A 1,425-nucleotide genomic window follows, 5' to 3' on the forward strand; every position below is an offset into this window, starting at 1 on the left:
TTGCGTCCAGGGAAGTGGTGTACGGGTTCGACCTGATCCGGGGGTTTGCTCCGGCATCGGGATGGGGCCCGCATAGATGAACGGCCACCGGCTGATCTTCGAAGTGTCGAAGCCTCGAAGGAGATCAGCACGATGACCGCACCTGACAGTCTGCCCCTGCACGCCCTCGCCGAGGACAACCTCGCCGCGGCGAGTCCCGATCTGCTGCGCGCGATGGTCAAGACGTTCGCCGACGCACTCATGTCCGCCGAGGCCGACACCCTCTGCAACGCCGAATACGGCCAGGTCAGCGAGGAACGCGTCAACCACCGCAACGGCTACCGCCCACGCGAGTGGGACACAAGGGCCGGCACCGTCGAACTCGCCGTCCCCAAGCTGAGGCAGGGCAGCTACTTCCCGCACTGGCTGCTCGAACGACGCCGGCGGGCCGAACAGGCCCTCATCTCGGTGGTCGCCACCGCCTACCTGCTCGGCGTCTCCACCCGCAGAGTCGAGAAACTCGCCGAGTCCCTCGGCGTCACACAGCTGTCGAAGTCCCAGGTCAGCGCGATGGCCAAGCACCTCGACGAGCAGGTCACCGCCTTCCGCCACCGGCCCCTGGACGCCGGCCCGTATGCGTTTGTCTGGGTGGATGCGCTGACCCAGAAGGTCCGCGAGGGCGGCCGCATCATCAACGTTCACGCGCTGATCGCGGTCGGCGTCAACGCCGACGGGCACCGCGAGATCCTCGGCATCGACGTCGCCACCGCCGAGGACGGCGCTGGCTGGCTCGCCTTCCTGCGCTCACTGACCGCCCGCGGCCTGTCCGGCGTCCAACTGGTCGTCTCCGACGCCCACACCGGCCTGGTGAACGCGATCGGCGCGGTCCTGCCCGGCGCTTCCTGGCAGCGATGCCGCACGCATTACGCCCGGAATCTGCTCAGTCAGGTTCCGAAGTCCGCCCAGCCGTGGGTGGCCACGCTGCTGAGGACGGTCTTCGAACAGCCCGATGCCGACGCCGTCCAGGCCCAGATGCGACACGTGCTGGATGCGCTGGAGGCCAAGTTCCCCAAGGCCGCAGCCCACTTGGACGCCGCCCAGCACGAACTGCTGGCGTTCACCGCGTTCCCGCGCGAGATCTGGCGGCAGATCTGGTCGAACAACCCGCAGGAGCGGCTGAACAAGGAGATCCGCCGCCGCACGGACGTGGTCGGGATCTTCCCCGACCGCACCGCCCTCATCCGGCTCGTCGGCGCGGTGCTGGCCGAGCAGAACGACGAGTGGACCGAGGCCCGCCGCTACATGGGACTCGACCTGCTCGCCAAGGCCCGCCTCCACCCGATCGAGTCAGAAACCGACGACACCGTCCTCCCGACCGAACTCACCGCATAACCTCACCAAAGAGATCACCGAGTGGCCGTCAATACACCACTCCAGCGGACGTGA

Annotated in this window: 1 protein-coding gene; it reads left to right on the plus strand. The window is 67.8% G+C overall.

The genetic code is table 11. From position 1 onward, the window contains the following. The first annotated feature begins 132 nt into the window (after window positions 1-132). On the plus strand, window positions 133-1,371 hold the full coding sequence (locus tag AQJ64_RS44845) for an IS256 family transposase (protein WP_055633153.1): 1,239 nt from the start codon (window positions 133-135) through the stop codon (window positions 1,369-1,371). The last annotated feature ends 54 nt before the right edge of the window (window positions 1,372-1,425 follow it).

It is taken from the genome of Streptomyces griseoruber (assembly GCF_001514205.1).
GTDB lineage: Bacteria > Actinomycetota > Actinomycetes > Streptomycetales > Streptomycetaceae > Streptomyces > Streptomyces griseoruber.